The organism is Leptospira harrisiae (assembly GCF_002811945.1).
Lineage (GTDB): Bacteria > Spirochaetota > Leptospiria > Leptospirales > Leptospiraceae > Leptospira_A > Leptospira_A harrisiae.
Map to the genome: position 1 here is coordinate 966,595 of NZ_NPDX01000001.1, position 25,215 is coordinate 991,809.

At 38.9% G+C, this 25,215-nt stretch carries 22 protein-coding genes; 5 read left to right on the forward strand and 17 right to left on the reverse strand.

The window, feature by feature from the left end:
• Window positions 1-3: 3 nt before the first annotated feature.
• A complete protein-coding gene (locus CH364_RS04470) occupies window positions 4-1,380 on the reverse strand; it encodes a flavin monoamine oxidase family protein (RefSeq protein ID WP_100742384.1) in 1,377 nt (458 codons plus the stop codon).
• A gap of 104 nt (window positions 1,381-1,484) precedes the next feature.
• On the opposite strand from CH364_RS04470, the gene CH364_RS04475 reads away from it, so the two are divergent.
• Complete coding sequence (locus tag CH364_RS04475) at window positions 1,485-3,599, forward strand: 7TM diverse intracellular signaling domain-containing protein (RefSeq protein WP_100742385.1); 2,115 nt, start codon at window positions 1,485-1,487, stop codon at window positions 3,597-3,599.
• Here the strand turns inward: CH364_RS04475 and CH364_RS04480 are convergent.
• The 15 genes from CH364_RS04480 to CH364_RS04550 all read right to left on the reverse strand — a co-directional run bounded on the left by CH364_RS04480 (window position 3,596) and on the right by CH364_RS04550 (window position 18,190).
• Window positions 3,596-4,522 carry a 50S ribosomal protein L11 methyltransferase gene (locus CH364_RS04480; protein WP_100742386.1) on the reverse strand — a complete coding sequence of 309 codons (927 nt, stop codon included), beginning with the start codon at window positions 4,520-4,522 and terminating at the stop codon, window positions 3,596-3,598. The two genes, CH364_RS04475 and CH364_RS04480, sit on opposite strands and share 4 nt — an antisense overlap.
• Before the next feature lie 2 nt (window positions 4,523-4,524).
• A complete protein-coding gene (locus CH364_RS04485; RefSeq protein ID WP_035983954.1) occupies window positions 4,525-5,148 on the reverse strand; it encodes a helix-turn-helix domain-containing protein in 624 nt (207 codons plus the stop codon).
• A 39-nt stretch (window positions 5,149-5,187) separates the two neighbouring features.
• Window positions 5,188-5,874 (reverse strand): 16S rRNA (cytidine(1402)-2'-O)-methyltransferase, encoded by a 687-nt coding sequence (rsmI, locus tag CH364_RS04490; protein ID WP_100742387.1) that lies wholly within the window; start codon window positions 5,872-5,874, stop codon window positions 5,188-5,190.
• Window positions 5,871-6,698, reverse strand: a complete 828-nt coding sequence (locus tag CH364_RS04495) for an HAD family hydrolase (RefSeq protein WP_100742388.1) — start codon at window positions 6,696-6,698, stop codon at window positions 5,871-5,873. Before CH364_RS04495 ends, rsmI begins: the two co-directional genes overlap by 4 nt.
• A 6-nt stretch (window positions 6,699-6,704) precedes the next feature.
• Window positions 6,705-7,490: a M23 family metallopeptidase gene (locus CH364_RS04500; RefSeq protein WP_100742389.1), complete on the reverse strand. Its 786-nt coding sequence runs from the start codon at window positions 7,488-7,490 to the stop codon at window positions 6,705-6,707.
• 252 nt (window positions 7,491-7,742) lie between these two features.
• A complete protein-coding gene (locus CH364_RS04505; protein WP_100742390.1) occupies window positions 7,743-8,984 on the reverse strand; it encodes a sterol desaturase family protein in 1,242 nt (413 codons plus the stop codon).
• A 19-nt stretch (window positions 8,985-9,003) separates the two neighbouring features.
• Window positions 9,004-9,879, reverse strand: a complete 876-nt coding sequence (rsmA, locus tag CH364_RS04510) for a 16S rRNA (adenine(1518)-N(6)/adenine(1519)-N(6))-dimethyltransferase RsmA (protein ID WP_100742391.1) — start codon at window positions 9,877-9,879, stop codon at window positions 9,004-9,006.
• Complete coding sequence (locus tag CH364_RS04515; protein ID WP_100742392.1) at window positions 9,833-11,665, reverse strand: ComEC/Rec2 family competence protein; 1,833 nt, start codon at window positions 11,663-11,665, stop codon at window positions 9,833-9,835. Before CH364_RS04515 ends, rsmA begins: the two co-directional genes overlap by 47 nt.
• Before the next feature lie 42 nt (window positions 11,666-11,707).
• Window positions 11,708-12,676, reverse strand: coding sequence for a tryptophan--tRNA ligase (gene trpS / locus CH364_RS04520; RefSeq protein WP_100742393.1), 969 nt, complete (start codon window positions 12,674-12,676; stop codon window positions 11,708-11,710).
• A complete protein-coding gene (locus tag CH364_RS04525; protein WP_100742394.1) occupies window positions 12,673-14,640 on the reverse strand; it encodes a hypothetical protein in 1,968 nt (655 codons plus the stop codon). The genes trpS and CH364_RS04525 overlap by 4 nt, the downstream gene beginning before the upstream one ends.
• Window positions 14,641-14,642: 2 nt before the next feature.
• Complete coding sequence (locus CH364_RS04530) at window positions 14,643-15,197, reverse strand: LolA family protein (RefSeq protein ID WP_243401249.1); 555 nt, start codon at window positions 15,195-15,197, stop codon at window positions 14,643-14,645.
• Between the two features lie 50 nt (window positions 15,198-15,247).
• Window positions 15,248-16,207 (reverse strand): electron transfer flavoprotein subunit alpha/FixB family protein, encoded by a 960-nt coding sequence (locus CH364_RS04535; protein WP_100742396.1) that lies wholly within the window; start codon window positions 16,205-16,207, stop codon window positions 15,248-15,250.
• A 10-nt stretch (window positions 16,208-16,217) separates the two neighbouring features.
• The gene (locus CH364_RS04540; RefSeq protein WP_002971965.1) at window positions 16,218-16,979 is read right to left on the reverse strand and encodes an electron transfer flavoprotein subunit beta/FixA family protein; all 762 of its coding nucleotides are present in this window, start codon (window positions 16,977-16,979) and stop codon (window positions 16,218-16,220) included.
• A gap of 67 nt (window positions 16,980-17,046) precedes the next feature.
• Window positions 17,047-17,346 (reverse strand): LIC10362 family protein, encoded by a 300-nt coding sequence (locus CH364_RS04545; RefSeq protein ID WP_100742397.1) that lies wholly within the window; start codon window positions 17,344-17,346, stop codon window positions 17,047-17,049.
• 16 nt (window positions 17,347-17,362) lie between these two features.
• Window positions 17,363-18,190: a hypothetical protein gene (locus CH364_RS04550; protein WP_244280396.1), complete on the reverse strand. Its 828-nt coding sequence runs from the start codon at window positions 18,188-18,190 to the stop codon at window positions 17,363-17,365.
• An 84-nt stretch (window positions 18,191-18,274) separates the two neighbouring features.
• Between CH364_RS04550 and CH364_RS04555 the strand changes: the two genes are divergently transcribed.
• Window positions 18,275-19,624 (forward strand): adenylate/guanylate cyclase domain-containing protein, encoded by a 1,350-nt coding sequence (locus tag CH364_RS04555; RefSeq protein ID WP_100742398.1) that lies wholly within the window; start codon window positions 18,275-18,277, stop codon window positions 19,622-19,624.
• Here CH364_RS04555 and CH364_RS04560 read toward each other — a convergent pair.
• Entirely contained in the window at window positions 19,621-21,093 is a 1,473-nt protein-coding gene (locus CH364_RS04560) for an HD domain-containing phosphohydrolase (RefSeq protein ID WP_100742399.1), read from the reverse strand. The two genes, CH364_RS04555 and CH364_RS04560, sit on opposite strands and share 4 nt — an antisense overlap.
• Before the next feature lie 373 nt (window positions 21,094-21,466).
• On the opposite strand from CH364_RS04560, the gene CH364_RS04565 reads away from it, so the two are divergent.
• From CH364_RS04565 to thrB, 3 genes are read left to right on the forward strand one after another with little or no spacing between them, the layout of a single operon-like run.
• Entirely contained in the window at window positions 21,467-22,651 is a 1,185-nt protein-coding gene (locus tag CH364_RS04565; protein ID WP_100743411.1) for an acyl-CoA dehydrogenase family protein, read from the forward strand.
• A gap of 52 nt (window positions 22,652-22,703) precedes the next feature.
• Window positions 22,704-24,224, forward strand: a complete 1,521-nt coding sequence (locus tag CH364_RS04570; RefSeq protein ID WP_100742400.1) for a phytoene desaturase family protein — start codon at window positions 22,704-22,706, stop codon at window positions 24,222-24,224.
• Between the two features lie 34 nt (window positions 24,225-24,258).
• Window positions 24,259-25,212 (forward strand): homoserine kinase, encoded by a 954-nt coding sequence (thrB, locus tag CH364_RS04575; RefSeq protein WP_100742401.1) that lies wholly within the window; start codon window positions 24,259-24,261, stop codon window positions 25,210-25,212.
• Window positions 25,213-25,215 lie beyond the last annotated feature (3 nt).

Genomic DNA, 25,215 nt, shown 5'->3' on the forward strand with positions numbered 1-25,215 from the left:
TTTTTAAGTTTTGCTGATGGCTTGGATGGCAGAAGCAACTGCAGAATCCATACTTCCCGTATGAAATGCCAAATGTTCCCCAGCAAAAAACACCCTTTCAAAAGGTTCGGACCAAACATCTTTGATACCAAAACTTCCAGGTGGAAACAAAGAAACAAATCCAGATCTTCCTGTTGTTTTTTGAAAACTATGAAAAAAGAAAGGAGATTCGAGAATTAAATCTAAGTTTTCAACTTCTTCCAAGGATGATGTCATTAGAATCTTTTTTTGACGATCACTTCCTTTTTCAAACAATGCTGCTCTGTCTCCAGTGGTGATTGAAGTAACGGCCGTTACATTGGTTCCGATTGCCGCATCAGAGACATATAAGGTTTCGGCAGCAGTATTTGTTGAAAGGAAAAGTTTAGCTAAAGAATCTTTTGATTTTACAAAACTTAAATTTTTAGAAATTTTTCCGGTTTGCATTCGTAATGCAGAGTAAATTAAGTCCTTCGGTAATCCTGGTGTCCATTTGATATCAAGTACAGCAGCGGTAGGCAAAGCGCAAATGACCAAACTACCTTTAAGAGATCTCCCGGAAGACAATTCAACTGTGACTTGGTTTTTTTGTTGCGAAACCTTTGTTACTGTTTCGCCTAAAATCAATTCTTGGTTTCTTAATGAGTTTCCGAGTTCTTTGATGATACATTCTGCACCACCCTTCACTTGGAATTTTGGTTTGAGAGCTGACTGTAATGCCGAAAGATCATCTAACACTGATTCACTGGAAATTTGATTTAGATCAGCACCTAGAATGACGCGATAAAGATCATTCATAGATCGAATTTCTTCTTCCGTTAACCCTTGGTATCGTGCGTATGACGAAAAGTTAATTTTGTCTAATCCTTGTTTTTGTGTAATACCTAGTGATTTGTGTAATTCTATGACTTTATCTAATGTTTCAATAGATCCAGAAGAAATTTTTAAAAGTTCGACATTTGATTTTTGTAGAGAAAAACGTTCTGTTACGTTAGTGGAAACCAAATCTAAGTTAAGTTGTTTAACTAAACTTTTAATATCCGTTTGGCCTTCGCCAATCCATTCACCACCTAAATCTTGTAAGATTCCTAGTTCAGGATTTTCATAAGTAGCAATTCTTCCTCCCAATTTTTCTCCCCGCTCAATGACTGTGACATCATATCCTGTCTGTTTTAAGAGGTAGGCAGAGTAAAGGCCGGAAAGGCCACCACCAAGAACGATGGCTTTTTTTCCACCGCTAGACTTTGGTTTGGTTTCAGCAGTCGTTATCGTTGTGGTTTGTCCGAATGATTTTTTAGGAAGTAGGAAACCTGCCCCTAAAGTAACAGCGCTCATCTTTTGTAAGAAACTTTTTCGATTCATAGAACTTTCCCTATTTTAACATCGGAAACAAAAAAGGCTAGAAAAATTAGAAAAATACAATCTAGTAACTTTGTCTTTTTAAGCGAATTGGGAGATTACTGCCTTTGTCTTTCCGCCAAACCAAATTAACGTTTCTTAGTTTTCTAGTGTTTTTGCCTGGGATTTTGTTATCTGAACCAGCAGTTCTACTCAGTCCAGAACTAAGTGGCAAAAATATCTGGTCGGATGTCCTTGTTTTAGAAGACAAAGACCAATCCATTTCAGAAGAAAATATTACGAATGGATCTTATGATTCAAAATTTCTAAAATTATCATCGCCCAACTTGGGCTTTTCAAAATCCACTTTTTGGGTTCGCATCTTAATCAAAAATCCTACGGAAGATACAATCCGTTGGAATTTGGTTTTTGATTTTCCACTTTTGGATGAAATTCAAATTTTTGGAAAAGAGCTTCCTCAATCTCTGATACGAGCTTTAGGTGATAGACATCCTTTTCCGGCAAGGAATTTAGATTATCGTAATCCAGTTTTTCCTTTGGAAACAAAACCTGGTGTATCTTCAGTTTATTATTTAAGGATTTTGTCCGAGTCCACAATTCCACTAACAATCAGTATATGGAATGAACGCGATTTTTATGATCAGTTAAATAAAGAACAAATGATCTTTGGATTGTTCTACGGCATTTTATTTGTGATGATTGCGTATAACTTTTTTATCTACATTTTTACCTATGAAAAAAGTTATCTTTTTTATATGTTTTTTGTAAGTTCCATTTTTTTCTTTCATTTTATAAACAATGGATTTGCATTTCAATACCTTTGGCCGCATTGGATTTTTTGGGCAAATTATTCTCTTCCTTTTTTTATTTGTATGTCTTGTATCACGGGACTTATCTTTTCAGATAATTATCTGAGTTTAAAAAAACACCTTCCAAAGATTTCCAAATTGATGTGGATTTGGGCCGGGATACTTTTTTTGTTCTCCGGTTTTACATTTTTTTTAAGTTACCGGATTGCAATGGTCACAGCCATTATACTCACAGTTCCAACGGCTCTTATTATGGTGTTTAGTGGAGCCTCCACTTATTTTTCTAATGTGCGGGCTGCTCGGTATTTTTTAATTTCTTGGTCTTTTTTTCTTATGGGTGTTCTTTTGTATTCATTAAAGAGTTTGGGTTTTTTGCCAGACAATCAAATTACAAGATGGACCATACAAATTGGAACTGCCTTACAAACTATTTTGTTGTCACTAGGGCTTGCTGACCGTATCAACTTTCTAACTCGTAGTCTTAGGGATCATATTAGAGAACTTTCACACGCTAAGTTGAAAATTGAAGAATCAGAAAAACGATTTCGAGAAATTTTCCAAGGATCTGATGAAGTTATTTTGATGATGAATGAGAACTTTGAAGTCATCAATGCAAACAGGGCATTATCTAAACATATGGGGTTTCGATTGGATGACTTAAGAGGTAAAAAAATTACAGACCTGGTGTATACGGGAAAAGATCAAAAGTCAGAATATAATGTTATGTATGTCACAGATAAATTGACCGACTTAAAAATGACAGGTTCGATAATTAATTTTAAAACAGAGTTTGAACAAAAATATGTAAAAGAACCAAAGGAAATGTACTGTAGATTACAATACATTGATTTTGAAGAAACAAGAGAGGTATTGGCAACAATGTCCTCACAATTTGAAGATACAATCATTCAACTCATTGATTCAGAGAAAATTGAGCTTTCTATGAATAACTATTTACGTAATGCAGAAATTGTATCTCAAAAGATCACTTCCCAACTCGCAAAATACCTTACAACAATTGAACAAACAGAAGTAAGGTCCTCAGTGCGTGAGATTATAATCAATGCAGTAGAACATGGAAATCTAAACATAAGTTTTGAAGAAAAATCGAAAGCGCTTTTGGAAGGAAACTATTTAGAGTTTTTACAAAAAAGACAAGAAGATCCAAGGTATCGTCAAAAACGAATCAAAATAGAATATTCATTTACCAAAGAATATGTTGCCTATCGGATAACGGATGAAGGTCGAGGGTTCGATCATAAGAAACATATGGAAAAATCTTTGGACGAAATGAACGAAGCCCACGTACAACATGGACGTGGAATTCTTATGACAAAATCGGTTTTTGATCGAATTGAATACAATGACCGAGGCAATCAGGTCAGTTTGATAAAGTATTTAAATAAAGATTAGTTACGAACCCAATCCAAAACCCACCATTCGTTCCATTCTTTGGAGTAGAGTAGTTTGCCAGGAAGATGGCTTTGTAACAACCCTAAGAACTGATCTTTTTTTTCTGTTATAATCCCGGAAAAAATGATCCTTGGCGCTTCAATTTTTGCCAGATGACGAATGTTTTGTGATAATACGGCATAGGTAATATTGGCAATGGCTAAATCATATTTAGTATTTGATAACTTCGGATTGTCAATCCCCGATTCTTCCACGCTGAATTGAAATCCTTTTGGGTATTCATTATCTGTCCAATTGGACCAAGCGGCTTTCACGGCATTGGGATCAATGTCCAAAGCAAAAATTTTTGAAACTCCAAATTTAGCAAGGCCAATAGATAAAATTCCAGAACCAGTTCCTACATCGCATGCAGATTGAAATTGAAACTCACCTTTCGTATACAATTCATCCAAATACTCTAATATAAGTTTGGTGGTTTCATGGTGGCCGGTTCCAAATGCTACACCAGGATTGATAAAGAGTGGAATTCCACCATTTGGTTTCCAAAGTTTGATAGTTTCTGATTCATTTTTTTCCCAAGTAGGGATTACCCAAAGTTTTGTCCCAATGGAAAATGGTTTATAGTATTCTTTATAGGCTTCTTCGTAATCTCGAGTTTCAATGTTTCTCGATTCAGTATTCGAATTGTCCGGCGCATGGATTTTTAAAAAGATAAGAATCTTTAATTCTTTATGAATTTCGTCAGTTTGTAAATAGATTCGAATATTGGTATTGTCTCGGATCAGGCCCTGGTCTTTTTCTTTTGGTGCCTCACCATCAAATAAAATTTCATAATAACCAGCACATTGCAATGTATCCAGCAGTTCATAAAAACTGTCGGACAATTCTTTGGGTAAATTGACTTTGAGTTCTCTATATTCCAATCTTAACCTATTTCGTCCGTATAATCCATAACAAGATACATTAGGGTTTCTTGGTCAGTTGGATTGGAATACTCATGCGAAACATCGGCTTTAAAAAATACAGAATCTTTTGGTTCTAGTTCGACAACTTTTTCGCCTACACGTAACCTTAGTTTGCCGGAAACAACAACCAAGTTTTCAGTGGTTCCTGTTTTATGTGGTTCGGCAACTTCATGTCCTCCAGGTTTTAAAATGAGTTCATAAAATTCAGTTTTGCGATTTCCTAGAAAAGGAAAAAGTGCGCGGCTTGCAAAAACTTTCGAATTGGAATACAAGACCTTGGAATTTTCTGCTTTGAGGATATGAATTCCATCTTGGTTTTTTTCTTTTAATAATTCCGAAAAAGGAACGTTGAGTCCGTTTGCAATCTTCCATAACACAGAAATCGTAGGAACCGATTTCCCTTGTTCGATCTGCGATAACATCGCACGACTCACACCACAACGGTTTGCGAGTTTGTCCAAAGAAAAACCTTTTGTATGACGGATGAGTTTCAGGTTTTCTTTGACGACATCTGTTATATAATCGCCAGACTCTGAAATCAATTGGTCTATTCCGTCACTCGGTTGCTCTACTTTACTTACCATTGTCCAAGCGTCCAATATAACAGAGGTATTGTCAAGAAACTATCGTTTGTTCCTTTCTTTTTTCTCTTCCACCACAAAAACCGGGGGAAGTTTTAAACCTTGCGGAAATTTTTTATGAATTTCTTTGGCTGAACCTCGAAAACTCGTTTCATTTGCCATAGAGATTCCAAGGGCAAGAAAAATCTGGCGGTCTCCAGGGAGGATTTTTGCCAAGGTTTCTAGGCAATGTTTGGCACGATAAGGAGTTTCATAAAAAGCGATGGTGATTCCAAGCCCCATATATTGTTTTAACGTTCGTTCTCTTTCTTTTTCTTCACGGGGTAAAAAACCCAAAAAAAGAAAGGGAGAGGTGGCAAACCCAGAACTGGTTAGTGCGGCAATAAGAGCCGTTGGTCCAGGGGCCGAACGAACTTCTACACCCATTTCCCAAGCTAGAGGGACAAGCCATTTGCCTGGATCTTCTAACCCTGGACTTCCCGAATCCGAAATGAGACAGGTTCTTTTGGTGGTCGCAAGTTTCATTGCGATTTCATCCATCTCTTCTCTAGAAGAATGTTCATTCAGGAGGTCAAAGGGTTTTGTTATTCCTAACTTTTTTAAAAAAGTAGAGGTAGTCCTTTGTTCTTCTCCAATGATCCAGTCAGCTTCCTCTAACAATGTTTTGGTGCGAGGAGGGATGTCTTCGTCATTCCCAATCGAATTAGAAACTAAATAGAGCCGGTTCATGTAAGTACTTGTGGAAAGGTAAAATAAGGTTGGATATAAATCCCTTTGGAAGCACAAGCGGCAGCAAACTCAGGGTTGTCTCGGTTAATTGCCACAGCCATTTGTTTGGCCTGGCAAAGCATCGGAAAGTCATTGAAAGAATCACCAAAGGCAAGGTCTGGATATTTACCGATTCTCTCTTCGATGGCTTTCACCTTTCCTTCTCCATAAGTATATGGTTCAATGAGTCTATGTGTAAACTTTCCATTTTCACCTAACTCTTGTCTCATCCCTATAACTTTAGATTCTTCTACTGGGAAAAGATGAGAAATTGCTGCAATCCCTGGTTCTGGCGAGGCGGTCACAATGTAAACAATCCACTTATGGTGGTATAAATAAGAGATAAGGTCTTTCATTTCCACTTGGGGAAATACACCAGAATCTTTATCATGAATATAAACTCGATCCCAAGCTTTTCTAGACACTTCATAGTATTCTTCCATGTCCATTCCTTGGAAAATAAAACAAGTCCAACGGTATCCTCTTTCGATTCCGTATTCTTTAAGTTGGTAGGAGTATTCTTCCCAAATCAAACTTTCTTTCTCTGGGATGCTCAGTTTGGTATGGTCTCTCCAAAGTTCTTTATCTCGAAAAAATTCTGATAAATCTTTTGGTACATAAATTAGGCCGTCATGGAGGAGTTCTTCCATGATCTTTTCACCGAAATCGTTGCGAATGAGAGTATTGTCGAAATCAAAACAGGCAATGCCTGGTGCTTTGGGTATGATGGTTGTCAGACGGTCGAAAATTTCTTCCGTCCAACTGTTCTTTGTCAGGTTAGTCACTAATACTTAGTCTGCAAATCCAACGATGCTTGTGGCAACTCCTTCTTCATAGGGAGTCAGAAAGTTTTCAGGATTGAGATACACGTTGTGAAATCGAACTTCAAAATGGACATGAGGACCAGTGGACTTTCCTGTATTTCCGGAAAAAGCAATGATCTGTCCTTTGCGAACCACGTCTCCTGGTTTTACAAGTAACTCTTGGTTGTGGCCGTATACGGTATGGAAATGGTTCATATCGTGGTGGTAAATTTTAACGGCAAGGCCATAGTCACCACCTCTCCCCGCTTCTTCGACCACTCCGTCTGCGGCAGCAAGGACAATGGATTTTTTAGGAATGGCGATGTCGAGGCCTGTGTGCCAAGTGTTCCAACGCCTTCCAATCCGGGAAGAAATCCGAGATTTATGGTTGGGAAGGACTGGCCAAATGAATTGGTCGATGGGAGATTCGACAGTTTCTCGGAAGAGTTCTTTTTCTTGGAGTCCCCGCATGTATTCTGCGGAATAAGGAAAGAAAATGGAACGTTTCAAACGAGCCAGGTCTGATTCCTTTAAGTTATTGATCTCCATTACCTCTTGGGCAAGGATTCCAAACTCGGAAGCCTTTTCGAGAAGGCTTTTTTTCTCTGCATTTAGGTCTACCCAAAGGCCCCACTGCTCATTGTAACGTTGGAAGACATGGTTGTCCAAAAAAACAGGACCATTTTTTTGTTTCTGGTAAGCCGCATAAGCGGAGTAGGTCACTACAAACAGGATTAGGACTAGAATGATATAGTAACTTCGGTTTCGCTTCATCTCATTTCGCCTCAAAAACTCTGGTGCAATGCCAAATTCTCATGGGGCCCCGTCCGGTCAAGGGGAACGGTTGGGAGAATTCGCCCTATTAATGGCATTTATGTGACATAACACTGAGAGTGGTTTTCAGGTCATCCTTTTTTATCAGCGAAAAAAGATTAGAGATCGGTGTTCAACGTAGGATCCAGGACTCCCACCAGAAAGAATCTGGAAGGAAGTGCTTTGGTTCGTTTCAATTTCAGAAAAAAGGACTTAGGCTGCTTGGGCTTTCTGACTGCTCGTGCGGTAGAGGTAGATTCCTGCAACAAGAAGGCAAACAATTCCAATCGCATAATAAGCCCAACCCACATCGAAATAGCCAATGACAAGAAATCCAAAGAGTAGCCTTGAGATTTCCATGGCACCAGCCCAAGATTTTCCTTCAATTAGGGCATTGATGGAAAGTAAAGATAGGGTCACCCAAACAGTCACAAGGATTTGGGAGATGAGAGAAAACTTTCCAACAAAAAGAAGGAAGGCAAAGGAGAGAAGGAGGACAAGTACAAACCAAGTGGTCGTATAAGTTCTCACTTCTGGCCCAGGTTTCGGATCATACTTATGGAAAGTTTCGGGACGAACCTCTGGAATTGGTAAAAAACCAGCGGGTTTTGTTCCCTCTCTCGGATACCAACCTGGTGGTTTGAAAAACACCTTAATTTTATCTAAGAAATAAGGGGCACTGGCTGCTTGTTTGATGAGTTCTAAGTAATAATGAAAATTGGCGTAGACTGGATTGAAACTTCGAAGAGGTTTTACGGTTCCATACACACAAGGTTCTGTTTCTTCTTGGAAGGTTCCAAACATTCGATCAAAGATGATGAAGATCCCTCCATGGTTTTTATCAATGTAGATTGGGTTGATGGCATGGTGCACTCTATGGTGGGAAGGAGTAGAGAGAAGGAATTCTCCGATCTTTCCAATTTTACCGACAGCTTTTGTATGTACCCAAAATTGGTAGATGAGGTTGATCTGTCCACTTGCCAAATACATCCAAGGGTGGAACCCGACAAGAGCCAATGGAACATAAAAAATCCACGTAACGATTCCCCCAAGTCCTGTTTGGCGGAGTGCTACAACTAAATTGTATTCTTCACTGTGGTGGTGGATGACATGCCCCGCCCAAAGGATATTGACTTCGTGGGCCAAACGATGGGACCAGTAGTAACAAAAGTCTTGGCCAACAATACAAAGGACCCAAGCCCAGGGATTGGTCATGGCAAATTCAAAAAAACGGAAATGTTCGTAGATATAGAAATAAGCAAAGAGTCCGATCCCTTTTTGAAAGAGACCCCAGATTTGCGAGATGATCCCCGTACTTAAGTCGGCGATGGAATCGTTCAGCCTGTAAAGGGCTTTGTTTTTGCGGTATCCAATGTAGACTTCAATTCCAATGAGAAGGAAGAATACCGGAATGGCATAGGTAACAATGGGCGGAGGTGTGAAATTCTCGAACATAGCGGTGATGATTTTGCCATCATTTTGACAAATGGTCAAGCAAATGTTGACCCAGGGTCAGAAATTGTTCACGGTTCAATTCTTCGGGCCTTGCCGTCGGCGGAATCTCCGCAGATTGGATGGCTTTACCAAGAGCCTCTCGAAAGAGAGGATCTTCAGAAAATGGAGATTCTCTGAGACTTACCTGAATCTGTTTTCGTTTCCCCCAAAACAAAGTGCGAAGCATTCGTGACCAGACCTCCACATCCCGTTCTGAGGTAAGTCTCCACTCGTTTGGTTCTGTTTGGATTTTCGGTTTTAAAAGGATGAGAGCGGAATGGATTTTCGGTATGGGAAAAAAACAGTTTTTATGGACTGTTTTTAGATACTTTACGTCGCAGAAGGCAGAAAGAAATACAGATAAGGAAGACGTTTCTTTGACAAGGCGTTCGGCAAATTCCTTTTGTACCATAAAAATTCCGCCTTGGAAATTTCTGCAATGAATGACAAGGGTATTGATGATCTCTGTGGTTAGGTGGTATGGCAAATTTCCAAATACAAAAACCTTTTCTTGGTAGATATGGTGTAAGTTCTCTAAGGCATCTCCTTCATAGAGTACTGCTTTTGGAAATATTGGTAAAATTTCTTCTTTAGCCAATTGGATATAAGCATGATCAATTTCGAATAGAAAGGTTTTTTTGTCCAAACAGAGAACTGGATAAGTGAGAGTCCCGAGACCAATTCCAATCTCTGCTAAGGACATATTTTCGGTTAACAAAGGTTCTGCGGATTTGACAATAAAATCAACGATGTTCTGGTCTATGAGGAAGTTTTGGCCAAATTTCTTTTGGGCCCGGATGCCTTTGGCTTCAAAGAAGGTCTGGATGTTGGAGATAGTCGCGTAAGGGGATTTCAAATGTTTCCTCAACGAGTATCATTTTCCAGGCAGTAGAAATCCCAAGTAGTTTTTGGTATCTAATCCATTCTTTGGCTTCCTTTTTTTTCCAGGGTGGAAAGTCCAAAAGCAATACTCCTTTCCAATTTGGTGTGGTTTTGGATTGGTCCGCCTGATTCGTTTGGACTAAAAATTGATCCACCCCTTTTGGGTTTCCATCAAACCGAATGATGGAAAAAACCGGGTTCATCTCAGCGCCAAGAATCTCCGTATTTTTAAGTTTCACAGGAAGCGTGAATTTGCGAGTCCAATCAATGGTATTGGATGAGCCATACCAGAAAACATCAGTTATTTGGTGTTTTTTGACTTGGGAAAGGACACCTGATAAACAGGATTCCGATTCAAAAGAAATTTTTTTGGGGGGTGGAAATCCGGGCAAAGGTTCTGCCATTTTTTTTGAATAACAAGTTCCAAATAAATACAAATGGTCATTCATCCGTATCGAAAGATTTCCTTTTCCTAGTTTGGTGGTAAATCTAGGTAGGTGAGTTTGGGTAGGATAAAAATAAGAAAATCCCAAAAACAAACTAGGGAGAAAGTAAAAACAAATTTTTGGAATCGGCTGTTTTAATAATCGAAGTTTGGGATAAAAGGGAATAAGGAAAATGATAAGTAGAGACAAGATACAAAGTTCGGTCGGAACAGAGCCCCATGTTTTATATCCTCTGCAGTAATATGCGAACTCATGGAATAATTTTAAAAAAATAGAAAGTTCAAAAGAGACGGGAACCCAAATCCAAGAAGAAAGTTGTTTTAAAAAAAATATGGGAACAAGGCTTTGTAGAAAAAAAGTCAAATAGAGTGTTGGCAAAAGAATACCGGCCAAAGGAACCAAAAGAAAGTTGATTCCAATTCCTCCAAAGGAAAATGAACGAAAGTAATAAACGAGGATAGGAAAACTACATATGGAACAAGCGATTGTAAGATGAAGATTCTCTTTGAGTATGGATTTGGAATCTGGAAAAAGTAGTTTGTCCAAAATTGGTTTTATAAAAAAAATTCCAAAGACAGCTCCAAAGGATAATAAAAATCCAATACTTAAAAAATCGTAGTATAAAAAAAATGCAATGCAAGCAGAAGAGATAACCAGTAAATCCGCAGACCCAATTTTTCTATAAAATAAGGAAGCAGTTAAAGTCAAAAAAACAAATAAATAAGCACGTAAAAATGAAACCGGAAAATCCAAAGCAACCAAATATAAAAATCCCAGACTTAAGGATAGGAAAAGAGAAATCCATTTCCGTTTTGGAAAACAAAGGTTACCAAAAAATTGTATGGATCCAATAAAAATTCCTAGATGGAGGCCAGAGGCAGCAAACAAATGTAAGATGCCTGATTCTTTTGCCAGGTCTTTGAAATTCCCAGGAATTTCTTTAGTGGATCCAGTGACAAATCCCATAACAATTCGGGATTCAAATTGATTCAATGGAGAATGTTTGATCTGCGTTTCTAAATAAGTGCGAAAGAGGGGGTTTGTGATTCTTTTGCGGGCCATTCCATTTATATCTGCAACGAACAAAAAAAGAAGGGATGCTAAAAGACAAAGATAAATTCGTTTGTCAGTTTGGTGAGAGGTGAATCTGGGTAGGACCGAATAAAGAAAAAAGAGCACAAGAACGGAGAGGAGAAGTAAAGAATGAAATCCTGGGGTTTTGGTTCCCAGTTTCATTAAGGCGGCTGTTCCACAAATCCCCAATGAGAACCAACTAAAATCGGCTCTGGGGAGTAAGTTCGTCTCCGGCTTCATATCCGAAGAGGTAAAAATCTTTGTATTTTGGTTCTTTTGAAATTAAAAAGGATAGATGCCTAAGGTTTTACGAACGTCCGCAATTTTTGACTCTGCCACCGATTGCGCTTTTTCTTTTCCTTCTTTTAAAACTTGATGCACATAATCTAAGTTTTGTGCCAAGTCTTCTCGTTTCGCACGGAAAGGTGCAAAATGATTTAATATCGAATCAAGAAGGTCTTTTTTGAGATCTCCGTATCCGACTCCTCCTCTTTTGTATTTCTCGATTTGTGATTCCTTTTCCGCAGGGGAGAGAAAAAGGGAATGGATCTGAAAGATCACAGAGGTTTCTGGATCTTTGGGTTCTTCAACGGCCCGAGAATCACTCACAATCGACATCACCTTCTTTTTGATTTCTTTTTCTGTTCCAAAAAAGTCGATCGTGTTTTGGTAGGACTTGGACATCTTAGCTCCGTCCACACCTGGGACAGTCGCTGTATTTTCATCAATGTCTGGTTCAGGGATGGTTAAAACCTGCCCAAACTGTGAATTGAATCTTTCAGCTATATCACGTGCAAATTCCAAATGCTGTTTTTGGTCTTTGCCTACGGGAACTTTTTCTGCAGAAAATAATAAGATGTCACTTGCCATTAGCACTGGATAAGTAAAAAGTCCTGCTCCAGGAACAAAACCTTTTGCCACTTTGTCTTTAAATGAATGAGCCAGTTGTAATTGAGATACTGTGATGGATTGAGATAAATACCAAGTGAGTTCTGTGACTTGGGGGACATCACTTTGGACCCAGAAAACAGATTTTTTTGGATCTACGCCTAGCGCTAGTAAGTCGATTGCGCATTCTAATGTGAAGGCTTTTAGTTCTTCCTTGGATCTAAATGTTGTGAGTGCATGTAAGTTCGCAATAAAAAGAAACAAATCTTCTTTGGATTGATAGTCTAAGATTTTTTTTATCGCAGAAAAATAATTACCTAAATGAAGTTTGCCAGAGGGTTGTAATCCAGTAAGGACTCTCATGTTTCTCCTTCTAATTCAGAACCATTCATTGTGTCGGAATCAGTTTCGGAAGACTCAGAACTTTCTGTGTTTCCTGATTCTTTGTTGAAAGTGGAATAAGTGAGCCGTTCGTATTCTTTGTTTAGTTTGATCAGTTCTTGTTCAATTTTACGGTGTGCTGTAAGTTTGGAAGTGGTTGCTGGATCTTTAAAGATAACAGCATAATTATAAAGGTATTTTGTGAATTGGATGAATACATCTTCCACCTTCATCCCGTTAATTCTTTCTTTTGCCACAACCATTTTATCAAAATGAGGAATGAATCTTTGTGCAATTTTTACTTCTTCGATGACTTTATCTTTTGTAGAAACGATCTTATCATTCACTTTCCCTTTGGATTCAGTGACTTTTGCCATCAAATGGTTTTCCACAATGATATTGAGTTTGCCTGCAAAACTTCCAAAAAATTCGGATGCTTCTTGTAAAGCCTGTACGATGGTTCCAGCGATTTGGTCATTGGCAGCATTCCCAGTACTATAATCCATTCCATACTGTTGGAAACTGTATTGGAAACTTGGGAATTTTTTGTTGAAATTGTCTATGGTTCGCACCAATGAATTGAGTTGGTCGATTTCGTTCCTAAAAAGTCCCGGTTGGATGAGAAGGAGTTCCTGGTTTTGGTTTTTGTCACCAAGTCGAACATATCCTTCAATTAAGTTAATATAAACTGTTTGTAGGTCTCTTAACAATAGGTAAACGAGTCTATGAGGTTGTGATTTATAACTGTTTTTGACAGTTTGGCTTTTTGCCGATTCTGGCATATGGTGTGCCATAAAATCATCCACAACCACATTCAAAAAATCAAAACTGATTTTTCCTTTGTCATCAATTGAAAAGTAACGTGAACGTAAGTTTGTTAATTCTTCTTTTTTAAATGATCTTGTATTGATATCATCAGAAATTTTTGCAACAGTGATCTCCACTTCTTTTTGAATTTCACGTGCCGCTTGGAATTTATGTTCTTGGATGGCGGGAACACGTAAATCGGCTATAATCTCAGGCCAGGTAAACATTTTCTTTTTTGCTACAATATAAAAAGCTGTGATTGCGTCGGATAACCTTGGTTTGGTGTTTTCTAAGTTGAGAGCATAATTCACACCTTCCATAATTTTTCCGAGTTTGGGTGTGAGTTTATCATCCATTTTGACAATGTCAGGAAGATTGGAAAGGATGATGTCGTTTGCGTCACTTCTCTGGAGAAACCTTACGTAAAACATCTGCATTTTAAGAGATCGTTCTAAAAATATATCTGCAGAAATTTTATCTAAAATCAAAGCATCCAAAGAAGCAAATGAGTTATAAAACTTATTGAAGTTGTTGATGATATTGTAAACAAGTGGAGTCCAAATCCTCCAACCTTGTTGTTCGGAAACACGAAGTGCTTGGATGGTAGGAATCAGAACATCTTCTTTCATTCCGCGAAAGAGTTTTTCCACATTATTGGAAATCGTTGGGTTTCTGCCAAAAAGTCCAATGTCAATTGTGCCAGTTTCTTTTCCAAATTTGCTGATAGAATTATTAACACTACCAGCTCCACCACCAAATAATCCTGCAAGCAATCCTCCACCTTGTCTTTGTTCAATGGCCCTTTTTTTTGCTGGGTTTTGTTTTTGTTTGGCGGAGTCGATTGTCACTAAATCACTGGAGCGTTTTGGTTTTGGTTCCGTGTTTTGTGACTGTGGTTTGGGATTTTCTCTTTTTTGTTGTTCGCGTTCTGGTAAGCCGCGGTCCCGACCATCATCTTTTTTGGGTTTGTTTTTGCTTTCATAGTCTTCATCCACTTTACGAATGAGATCAATGCGTATAAAGACGTCGTTAGATTTTAAGATGGCTTCATCAATCAGTTGTTGGTGTTCCGGTGTCCGCGTTTTACGGTACAAGTCGGCAAAAACTCTATGTGCTTCTGTACGGGAGACCGGAGTCACAATCACTCCTTTTGGTTGAGAGGGTTCTCAACAATTTGTGAGCTTGTGGGAGGTTGGAAGTTGAATAGTCCAGTTCCGAGACCTATATTGGTCGCTATGCCTGAGAAGGCCACTTCGGTGATTTCTTCATCGGAACGTTTCATTTTGAGTACACGAGGGAGGTCGTTATCAGATACGACCAAGATAATTTCATTATATCGCTTGGTATTGGAAGTTAGACGAAAAGTTCTTCCACTAACTGACACATTTTCATAGCCGGAAAGTAGTCCACCAAGGCCACCGGAAACACCTTTTAGGTCTTGTTTGCCTGCAATCGATGAATCTGGATTGTAAAACCACAAAATTCTTCCGTTGGAGGATATGATCCGTCCATCACTGAACCTGACGTGGAGTTGGTTTGGGCTTTTGAAGGAAACGACTCCGGTCAGTCCACCGTTGATGGTGACAGAAGCACGGAAACTTTCCAGGGAGTTCATTCTGCCGATGACGGCATTCAGGCGGTCACGTCCATCCTCTGCCCAAAGGATACTCGTTTGGACAGAGAGAAGGAGAACCATCGAAAATTTAGGAAGGAAATTCCTCAAAGGACGAAAGTTCGTATTGGGAATTAACCCAATACTTTTTTGAACTCAGAAGTAAGTGCAGGCACTACTTCGAAAAGATCGGCAACGACACCGTAAGTTGCTACTTTGAAAATAGGAGCATCTCCATCTTTGTTGATGGCAACGATGTATTTAGAAGATCCCATACCCGCTAAGTGTTGGATGGCTCCGGAGATACCGCAAGCGATGTAACAGTTAGGGGAGACAGTTTTTCCTGTTTGTCCTACTTGGTGTGAGTGAGAAATCCATCCTGCATCCACAGTCGCACGGGAAGCACCAAGAGCTGCACCAAGAGTGTCAGCCAAATCTTGGATGATAGGCCAGTTTTCTGGTCCTTTGATTCCGCGCCCGCCAGATACAATGATAGAAGCATCAGCAAGTTGCACTTTGTTTCCACCAGAAAGATCTTTGGAGATAGACTTAGTTCTTACTTCACCAGCTGCTGCACCAGATTTTTCTACTGCACCTGCTCCGTCTTTTGGAGTTACTTCTTGGGAGTTAGCACGTACTGTAAAGATTTGGATGTCAGAAGTGACTTTGAAATTTGCATACGCTTTTCCAGAGTAAATTGGTTTTTTAGCAACCACTTTACCACCGTCAACAGAAAGACCTACTGCATCAGCAACGATTCCAGCATTAGCTTTGATCGCTACTCTTGCCGAGTATTCTTTTCCTTGAGCCGAGTGTGGAATGAGAACCACTGCTGGTTTTTTCTCTTGGATGATTGCAAAAATTCCATTTGCATATCCTTCAGGAGAAAATTCACCAAGGTTTGCACCGATGACTGTATCAGCACCAACCGCTTTCAAATCACCTGCAAACGCATCCACGTTTTCAGTAATGATTACAGTATGAACTTTACCACCAATGGAGTCTGCGATTTTGCGAGCTGCAGAAGTGAGTTCTTTTGAGATTTTTTTAAGTTCGCCGTTTTTTAATTCACCAACTACTAAAACATCAGCCATGTTCGTCTCCTTAGATGACCTTCGCTTCTTCGCGAAGAGCTTTTACAAGTTGAGATGCAAAACCTTGTGCATCTGCTGCTTCCAGTTTTCGACCAGCGATACGTGGAGGAGGTGGTTCGAGAGATACAACTTCGAGTTTAGATCCAGTTGCTCCGAGTTCTTCCGGTTTTTTCACATCTACTGGTTTTTTCTTCGCAGACATGATTCCTTTTAAACTTGGGTATCTTGGTTCGTTCAAACCTTTTTGAGCAGTGACTGCTAGAGGAGCTGTTGTTTCTACAACTTCAGTTCCACCTTCGATTTCGCGAGTTGCTGTTACTTTGTTTCCATCAAACTCAAGTTTGAGGGCCATAGCAACATGAGGAACATTCAATCTTTCTGCAATTTGAACCACAACTTGTGAGCTGTCAGTATCAATCGATTGACGTCCACCAATCACTACATCTGCATTTTCTGCTTTGATGAGGTTTGCAAGAAGTTCGGAAGTGTATGTAGAATCAAAAGTTACGTAGTCATCCACTTTTACATGAACAGCTCTGTCTACACCCATAGCGTAAGCAGTACGTAGTGCTTCTACTGCACGGTCTGGACCGAGGGAAACTGCGATGACTTCTCCACCGCTTTTTTCACGAATTCTAATTCCCTCTTCGATAGCAAATTCATCATAAGGAGAGATGATCCATTTTACGCCAGCTTCGTTGATCGATTTGTCGCCGACTTTGATATTGGTTTCCGTGTCCGGAACCTGTTTAACTAGAACAACAATTTTCATTCCTTAACCCCGTTTTCGTGGATTACCTTAGACCAGAAAACGAGAGGGAAGTGATAAGGGAAGTAATTTATTCTCGGAAGAAACTGTATTTGCTCCAATTGTAAGCCCAAATGATCCAGAGAATGACAACCACCACGTTTGCGTCACTCTGGAGGTAGAAGGAAAATCCTAAGGTGAGTGGGAAGAGGAGAAAAAGCAAGAAGGCAATGAGAAGGACCAAATTCGGAGTGGATTTCCAGTCCTTTGTGGCCGCTTGGATTTGTATAAGAATACTTTGTTCGGGATTTGGCACCAAATTTCGAAATCGGAAAGAGTAAAGGAATACAAAAAGGAAAAGTGCAAGCGAATGGATGATGAGTAACCACATAAACCCACCCTAAATTTTAAGGAAGTAGGGAGAAGAAAAAAATGATCTGGGGAAGGAAGAGAGGAAGGTAAGAAAGTTCGCAAAGGGACTTAAACTGAAAAATTTCCCTTCTGGAGAGGGTACAAACACCCAACCAAAGATAGGCGAGTCCCATCCCAAAAAAGAAAGGGGCACTGAGTTTTCCCGTGATCCACAAAAAAAAGAGGAAAGTAGCGCCAGTTCCCAAAATACAAAGGACAACGAATCTTACGTTTTTGGGACTAAGAAATTGGATGAGGGTGTAGGTATTGAGGTTTTCATCAAACTTACGGTCAAAATTGTAAGTGAGAAGGACATTGGCAATCACATGGATAAAAAAGACAAAACTGAGTCCATCTAATCCACCAAACGAACCAAAGGGGGCAAATACCCCGAGTGTATAAAATCCAGAAACCAAAATTTCCTTGGGGACCGGTGAGTTTCCTTTTACCACAAGGCCGATACAAAACAAAAAGGATAGGAGTAAGGGAATGTGTTCCCAAAGAAAAGAGGACTCAAAAATAACTCCAACCAATAGAGAAACCAAAATAAGTAAACCTATAAAGGTAACAATAGTTTGGTGTAGTCTTTTGTAAAAATCTCCCCTTTCGGATATAGGTTTCTTTTCTCTTTGGGAATCCCAAAGATGATCTGCCAAATACAAAGCCCAAACAGAGCTCATATAAAAGAGTAATAGTGTGGGGCGGATCTTCTCGTTTAGATATTGGGAGAAAAAAGAAAGATTGGCAAAAAGGGAGATAAGGATGTCCAAAGCAAGGAAGGAACCAAGTTTTCCCATTCGAACTAAGAATCCGTTTTGGAACATCATTCATTGATAATGAATGGATTCTGATTTGGCAAAGAGAAAATTCCCTTGCCATGAAAACTTCCAGTGATCCAATATCAGCCTATGTTCCACTCTGTTGTCAAAGCCATTCGCTCCGTATACTGCATTCGCGATCAGTTTCCAAAGTATATGTCGGAACTCCTATTCCAAGAAGAACAAATGGGTGCATTATTTGCAGTTCGGTTTCGCTATGTGATCGGACTAGCTCTTGTTGCCAGTGCAGTCGCCAATCTCAGTAATACCGATTCTATTTACGGATATTTGACCAATTATGTAGCAATTGCATTTTATTTTATCAATACATTCGTTCATTCTCAAATTCTAAAAAAGAGTCGTGGGCATTGGAAAACTAAATACGATTACATTAGTTTGTTTATCGATAACCTACTTGTTACAGTAACCATTTTTAATTGGTATATTTTAAAGGGTGATGGTAACCCAAATTTCCTAGTCAAAACTCCTTTGGTTGTATTTTATCTTTTACCATTGTCTTTAAGTTTGTTTCAATATCGGTTTTCTCTTGTTAATTTTTCCTTTGTTTGTTTTTTGCTGAGCTACTATGGTTTTTTGATTTATGCACTGGTGGATAAAAATTCAGTAAGTAGTTTTGATTGGCACCAATATGTTTTGGGTGATCATATTATTTTATCAGATGCTGCAGTAACAAAACCTACAGTATATTTAATTTTGGTTTTTGCGATTTCTTACGCTATCTTTCGTAGTCTTCGAATGTTATTAAAATTTGCTGCTGCCGAGTCACAAAAAACTACCTTATCAAGGTATTTTTCCCCTGATTTAGTTTCCGAAATTGTATCCGAACCAGAAGTGATTGCAAAAGGCAAACGCCAAAAAGTAACGGTTCTCTTTAGTGATATCCGTGGGTTTACTCAGTTTTCAGAACCTATGGATCCGGAAGAGCTATCTATTTTTTTAACAGAATTTCGTAGGCGTATGGTGCGAGCGATCTTTCGATTTGGAGGCAGTTTGGATAAATTTATTGGTGATGCTGTAATGGCCACTTTTGGTACTCCATCCCCTTCGGAGAATCCTGGGGAAGATTCAAAAAATGCAGTTCTTGCCGCCAATTCCATGTTAACGGAACTTTTAAATTGGAATGATGAACGAAAAAAAAACGGAGAATCTGAGATTAAAATTGGAATCGGAATTCATGCTGGAGAAGTATTTTGTGGAAGCATTGGATCGGAAGAGAGGATGGAATACACAGTGATTGGGGATACAGTGAATACCGCGTCTCGGATTGAGTCTGCTTGTAAAGACTTAGGAGTTACTTTTTTAATTTCAGAAACAGTTTGGTTGGAGATTGGCTCTCCAACCGGATGGGATAAAAAAGAAGGAGTGACTCTTACAGGAAGAGAACAAAAAATCCATCTCTATGCACCAAACCCGTCTTAGGAGGCCATATTGATTTTATATACAGCTTCGTGGAGTGCTGGATTTAGTTCTGGATCAATGATATAAATCACACGTGAAGTCCCAGCTTGAAGGGCCAAATCCATAATGGCTTTTCTGCGATCGATTTTAATGCTATGCAAATCAAAATCAGCAATTTTGAATTTGTTTCCTTTTTGGAATACTGGGTTGATGCTACAAATTCTTTGGAGTTTGGGTCTTGTTTGGTAACGGCCTACATCCAAAACAATACAAATATCAAAGTGTGCACGTCTTTCGGAATCCACAGAAGCTGTGATGACAAAGTCACCAAAGTTCACAATGTTTTCGTTATTGGTAAGTGAACTTCCTACATAATCTAAGAGATGCCTGATGTTTTTATTGCTGTAAGAGAAAAAAGAATCATTCAGAATCATCTTTAGGGCGGTAGAAGATTTAAATGCTGGTCTCCACGGTTGGTTGGAAGTGAGGGATGCATATTCACTTGCAAGCGAAAGGATGGCAATGTCCTCTTCAAAACTTGCAGAGGTTACATTGTTCTCTTGTAAATGAAGTTGGAGTTCTATGTCCTGGATGATTCTTTCTTTTCCAACTTCTTTGTTATATTTGTCACGAACTGACATGAGTTTGGTGAAAAGAGATCTGGGATCAGGAAAGTTATTGTTCACTCCATTTCCACGGTATGGTCTGTGGTGGTTTAAAATTAAAGTGCGAACATGGGAATCAATTTCTGGCGCAGGAAGTGTCATCAAATAACTGATGATTGGATGTTGTTGTACAACCGTGTATTCCTCTTTTGTGAGTTTGGGATTGTTTTTGATATCCAATCTAGAATATCCTACATCCGCTAAGTAACTTGCCATCATCAGACTCAAATGGTCTTTTTTGTTGGATTCTTCTTTGCCTTCGTTGACAATTTTTTTGGTACGAACCTTCATTCCCATCGCAACAACGGTGCGTTTTGTCATAAGCTCTGATTCAACAGAAACTCCTGCGACCCCAAGGATTTCTAATATATTAAAAATTCCAAGTTCGTAGTCAGGATTACTTGTAAAGTCAGTGAGAAGTTCATTCACCGAGTTTTGTACGAAGACTGCTTGTTCGGATGAAAAAGATGTTTTACGAAGGTCTTCGATCAGTGCTTGGGATTGTTTTGCAAACCTTGCTGTTTTTTCTTGGTCAAATAATTTTGTGGTGCGGCCTGGCTCTAAAAATTGCGTTCCATTCACTTGTTGTTTGGTTTTTTTAAGCTCAGAGATTAGAAAATAAACCCCTTGCATTTCAAACTTTAGGAGTTTTCCGAAATCTGCTTCCGAAGGATTTCTTTTTTTGTGAATAAGGATTTGTCCGTCTTTGTTATAAAGATCGAGAGGAATGTTGTTGTTTTTACGGAAACTATTTAAAGACTCTTCAGTTAACTCAAATTTGGCGAGCTTTTCTCTAGGTACTATGTTTGTATCGTTAGTGCTCATGGTAATTTTGGCTTATACGACGAAAGTTATTTCCTTATGTTATGGTGATGTTTATATAGAATCGATAAAAAGTAAATCATTCCTTAGATTTTAATATTACTTTTTGATTTATAGGAATTTCCTCTTAGGGTAATTACTAGTTCTTAGTAGTGAATCTATTGTTGCATGTGGAATTTGTATTATCTTAACTATAGTTGTGTCAATGTTCTTAAAATAAAATAACTCTCGTTAGTGGTTTGAAATTTGTCCTTAGATGTTCTACTTTGCGCTAGTGAAAAACTGTTCGTTTTTGTAGCGAATTCAATCTTTGTTAGGCAATTCCCTTTGGTTTTTTCGTTTACAGGCTCAGGAAAAGTACGAAAAAATTATCTCTATGAGTATCGTAACGACAAAAAAATCATTACTGGATCTATTCAATCCGACAGAAGACCACCTGGCACTGCGAGAGTCTGTGTCATCTTTTGCAGAACGTGAGATGGACGAACAAGCAAAGGAAAACGATGAAAAGGAAACATTTAATACAATGCTTTTCAAACGTCTTGGTTCTGAGCTTGGAATTTTTGGAATCACAGTGCCTGAAGCGGATGGTGGACATGGACTTGATCCTCTTGCCTCTGTCATCATTCATGAAGAGATGTCTCGCTTTGATCCTGGATTTACTCTATCTTATTTAGCTCACGAAGTTCTTTTTGTGAATAATTTTTTCTATAGTTCTAGTCCTTCTCAAAGAAGCCGTTATCTGAGTAAGGTCATCACTGGTGAATGGATTGGTGGGATGGGAATGACAGAACCTGGTGCAGGTACCGACGTACTTGGAATGACCACACATGCAGTGAAGAAGGGTGATCGTTATGTTATCAATGGAGTCAAACAATACATTACGAACGGATCCATTGGTCAGGTTTTTGTTCTTTATACCAAGTTAGAAAAAACAGGTAAAAAAATGACCTCCTTTGTAATTGAATCGTCTTACAAAGGTTTTTCGGTGGGGAAAAAAGAAGAAAAGATGGGCATGCGTTCCTCTCCAACAACACAACTGGTATTCGAAGATATGGAAGTTCCTGAGGAAAATTTGCTTGGTGTTGAAAATGGAGCTGTGACTCATATGATGAGAAATTTGGAGATTGAACGAGTGACTCTTGCTGCTCAATCACTCGGAATCGCTCGTCGATGTATTGATATCATGTGTGATTATACTGTCCGTCACAGAGAAGCATTCGGAAAAAAACTTTTGGAGTTTGGACAAATCCAAAGAATGGTCGCCGAATCCTATGCTGATTACCAAGCAGCTCGTGCCCTTGTGTATCATGTAGCCAGTGAACTAGGACCGGATGTTCGAAATTCACTTGGTGCTGCTTCAGCAAAACTTGTTGCCACTCAAATGGCCGAACGTGTTTCAAGAAATGCAATACAAGTGTTAGGTGGGTATGGATATTGCCGTGAATATCCTGTGGAACGTTTGCATAGGGATGCCATTTTACTCAGTATTGGAGGTGGAACCAACGAAGCCATGCAAAAAAACATAGCAAGCGATTTGAAAAAACTTTGGTCCGAATAAACAAATCTTTTTAATTGTGTCCATCTTCCTTCGTTGATTGGTCTACAAGAAGATGGATACAATTTGGGATGTAGTGGTGATTGGCTCTGGACTTGGAGGTCTGAGTTCTGCTTTGTCTTTATCTGAAAAAGGCCAAAAAGTTTTGGTTTTAGAAAAAGGCACCTCACCTGGCGGTTGCGCTTCTAGTTTCAAAAAAAATGGTTATGTTTTCGAATCCGGTGCTACCACTCTTGTAGGTTTTGAACCAGGCCTTCCTTTACATACGCTTTCTAAAGAATTCCAAATCCAATTTCCTCTTTTTTCATTAAATCGTTCAATGGTGGTCCATATGAACGGAAAAACAATTGAACGTTTTCAGGATCACACTCAATGGATAGGTGAGGCGAAACGTGTGTTTGGTGGTGGATTGCGAATGGACGTATTTTGGAAACTTTGTTTTTTCCTTTCTGATTCTCTTTGGAATTTGTCTGCTAGGTATAAATTTTTTCCATTTACGAACTTTTTGGATGTGTGGAAATCAATTTTATCATTCCGTCCTCTTGATTTGATTGTTTTAATTTTTTCTTTTATTTCTTTAAAGACGACTCTAAAATGTTTGGGACTAACAAAGAACAAGGAATGGATTCGGTTTTTAGAAGAACAACTTTTGATTACAAACCAAACAGCGTCTGTAAAGGTCCCTTTGATTTTTGCATCTGCAGGTCTTACTTATCCTCAATTACAAAACTATGTTGTGAAAGGTGGAATGGTCTCTCTTGCTGAAACCATTCTACAAAAGATAGAAACCAATGGAGGAAAAATTCTTTATCAGCAAGAAGTCACTCATTTAAATAAAATTCCAAATTCTAATGGAAAGAAAGGAACAATTTGGGAGTTACATACCAAACATAGAAAGCACTCTCAATTTCGTGCTCGTTTGGTTGTTTCAAATCTTCCCATATGGAATCTCACTGAGATCACCGAAGATTTACCCAAACTAAAAAAAATAACAAAGAAATTCGAAAAAGGAATTTGGGGTGCATTTACTATGGGAATTGTCATTCAAACCAATCCTAAGGAAGAGTGGACCAAATCCGAATGCCTCCACCACCAAATCCACTTAAAAAATGGTTTGCCTTTTGGCGGAGGGAATTCCATTTTTATTTCTCTTTCCCATCCAGAAGATTTGATTCGTTCACCTAACGGTATTCGTATCCTGTCTCTTTCAACCCATATAGAAAATCCAGAAACTTGGGTTCGAGATGTTTTTTATCAAGAAAAAAAGAGAAAAATTGAATCCATCTTGATTCAAACTTTAGAAACAACATTTCCTTGGTTCCAAAGAGAAACGATTTTATTTAAACATTCTGCAACACCTGTTACATGGAAAACTTGGATCGGAAGGAAATTCGGGAGAGTGGGAGGGATTCCTAGTTCCTATTTTTTGAATCCTTTTCGAATGTTGAGTAACCGGTCAGAAGAACCAAATTTACTTCTTACGGGTGATACCGTTTACCCAGGGCAGGGCATTCCGGCAGTGGTTCTAGGTGGGCTTCATGCGGTAGAACAATTCTTTGAACGAAAGAGAGGTTGATTTTGAAAACAGGTCGTAGAGCCTGGGCGAAACGATGATTCGCCTTCCTAAGATTCTGATCCAAGTGCCAGGTACTTCTGCCAACTTGGGCCCTGGTTTTGACCTAATGGGCCTTGCTCTCGATCTTCGAAATGAATTTGAATTTAGTTTTTCTAAAGAAATCACTGAATCCAAAACAGAATTAAAAAACGGCAAACCTTTGCCGTTTTCTCAAAATGAAGATTTAGTGTATCAGTCTTATCTTTCTTATTTTAAAAAATTTTTACCAACTGGCAATCCACCACCTTACCACTGTAAAATGAATCTTTCTTTGCCTCTTAAAGGTGGGCTTGGTTCAAGTGCTTCCGCCATTGTGGCAGGTCTTACTTTAGCCAGAGAAGTTCATAAAAGAATAGATCCGACATCTGTGCCAGCAGAGTCAGACTTTATCCAATATTTGGCAGAATTTGAAGGTCATCCTGATAATACTTTGCCGGCTTATTTGGGTGGGTTTGTTTTCGCCTATTCAACATTTGGTGAGAAACTTAGATATTTCCGAAAAAAATTTCCAAATTCGGTTGCTATTTTTGTTTTAACTCCAGAGTTCCATGTTTCCACAGAGGAATCTCGGAAATCCCTTCCAAAATCGTATGTCACAGCAGACGTAATTTTTAATTTATCTCGGATTGGAGCCTGGATGCATTTCTTAGACAAACGAAAGTTTGGTGATTTGCTTGTAGGATTAGAAGATAAGATGCACACCCCATACCGAATTCCTAAATCTTCTCCTTTATTCCCTTTGGCGGATGCCTTTACGAAAGCAGGGATCGGTTATTGTCTTTCAGGATCTGGTCCAAGTTTACTTGTATTTTTAGAACGAAAGGTTGTAAAAAATAAACAAGTCGAATTAGAAAAAACAATTTCATCGGTGATGGGAGAGGCAAAAATTCCGTATTCATTCAAACGAGTGAAACCGGATGGACTCGGTGTAAGGATTCAATTCAAATAGAAT

What these genes read in the sequence shown, in the direction of transcription:
- CH364_RS04470 (WP_100742384.1), bottom strand. Translation starts at nt 1,380, where the DNA reads ATGAATCGAAAAAGTTTCTTACAAAAGATGAGCGCTGTTACTTTAGGG.
- CH364_RS04485 (WP_035983954.1), bottom strand. Translation starts at nt 5,148, where the DNA reads ATGGTAAGTAAAGTAGAGCAACCGAGTGACGGAATAGACCAATTGATT.
- rsmI (WP_100742387.1), bottom strand. Translation starts at nt 5,874, where the DNA reads ATGAACCGGCTCTATTTAGTTTCTAATTCGATTGGGAATGACGAAGAC.
- CH364_RS04500 (WP_100742389.1), bottom strand. Translation starts at nt 7,490, where the DNA reads ATGAAGCGAAACCGAAGTTACTATATCATTCTAGTCCTAATCCTGTTT.
- CH364_RS04505 (WP_100742390.1), bottom strand. Translation starts at nt 8,984, where the DNA reads ATGTTCGAGAATTTCACACCTCCGCCCATTGTTACCTATGCCATTCCG.
- CH364_RS04515 (WP_100742392.1), bottom strand. Translation starts at nt 11,665, where the DNA reads ATGAAGCCGGAGACGAACTTACTCCCCAGAGCCGATTTTAGTTGGTTC.
- trpS (WP_100742393.1), bottom strand. Translation starts at nt 12,676, where the DNA reads ATGAGAGTCCTTACTGGATTACAACCCTCTGGCAAACTTCATTTAGGT.
- CH364_RS04530 (WP_243401249.1), bottom strand. Translation starts at nt 15,197, where the DNA reads ATGGTTCTCCTTCTCTCTGTCCAAACGAGTATCCTTTGGGCAGAGGAT.
- CH364_RS04535 (WP_100742396.1), bottom strand. Translation starts at nt 16,207, where the DNA reads ATGGCTGATGTTTTAGTAGTTGGTGAATTAAAAAACGGCGAACTTAAA.
- CH364_RS04540 (WP_002971965.1), bottom strand. Translation starts at nt 16,979, where the DNA reads ATGAAAATTGTTGTTCTAGTTAAACAGGTTCCGGACACGGAAACCAAT.
- CH364_RS04545 (WP_100742397.1), bottom strand. Translation starts at nt 17,346, where the DNA reads ATGTGGTTACTCATCATCCATTCGCTTGCACTTTTCCTTTTTGTATTC.
- CH364_RS04550 (WP_244280396.1), bottom strand. Translation starts at nt 18,190, where the DNA reads ATGTTCCAAAACGGATTCTTAGTTCGAATGGGAAAACTTGGTTCCTTC.
- CH364_RS04555 (WP_100742398.1), top strand. Translation starts at nt 18,275, where the DNA reads ATGTTCCACTCTGTTGTCAAAGCCATTCGCTCCGTATACTGCATTCGC.
- CH364_RS04560 (WP_100742399.1), bottom strand. Translation starts at nt 21,093, where the DNA reads ATGAGCACTAACGATACAAACATAGTACCTAGAGAAAAGCTCGCCAAA.
- CH364_RS04565 (WP_100743411.1), top strand. Translation starts at nt 21,467, where the DNA reads ATGAGTATCGTAACGACAAAAAAATCATTACTGGATCTATTCAATCCG.
- CH364_RS04570 (WP_100742400.1), top strand. Translation starts at nt 22,704, where the DNA reads ATGGATACAATTTGGGATGTAGTGGTGATTGGCTCTGGACTTGGAGGT.
- thrB (WP_100742401.1), top strand. Translation starts at nt 24,259, where the DNA reads ATGATTCGCCTTCCTAAGATTCTGATCCAAGTGCCAGGTACTTCTGCC.